This is a genomic window from Zoogloea sp. LCSB751, from assembly GCF_002028455.1.
Taxonomy (GTDB): Bacteria; Pseudomonadota; Gammaproteobacteria; order Burkholderiales; family Rhodocyclaceae; genus Zoogloea.
In genome coordinates this window covers 1-248 of sequence record NZ_MWUM01000457.1, presented here as the reverse complement: position 1 = coordinate 248, position 248 = coordinate 1, and the positions used below count along the sequence as shown (strand labels likewise).

The 248-nt window shown below is 61.3% G+C and carries 1 protein-coding gene; it reads right to left on the bottom strand.

Annotation, left to right across the window (positions count from 1 at the left end; all coding sequences use genetic code 11):
• The coding region (locus B4920_RS27305) for a DUF6489 family protein (RefSeq protein ID WP_079437606.1) at nucleotides 1-237 on the bottom strand (237 nt) is incomplete at its 3' end.
• Nucleotides 238-248 lie beyond the last annotated feature (11 nt).

Sequence of the window (248 nt, the reverse complement as noted above, 5' to 3'; positions counted from 1 at the left end):
ACCGCCCATCAAACCGCCGCCGAACTGGCCGAGCAGCGACTGGACGAGTCCCAACCCGCTTTCGCCCATCGGCACCCACGTCTTAACCATCGACTGGACCATGTCGGGGGTGATCCCCTTTGCCATCAATTCCTTGACGCGGTCGAGATAGATGTCGTGCAGCGGCTCGAGGTCGGGAAGGCCGAACAGGCGCCGCGCCTCTTCGGGGGTGCAATCGATCTCGATATTGAATTTCATCGCCTGTCTCC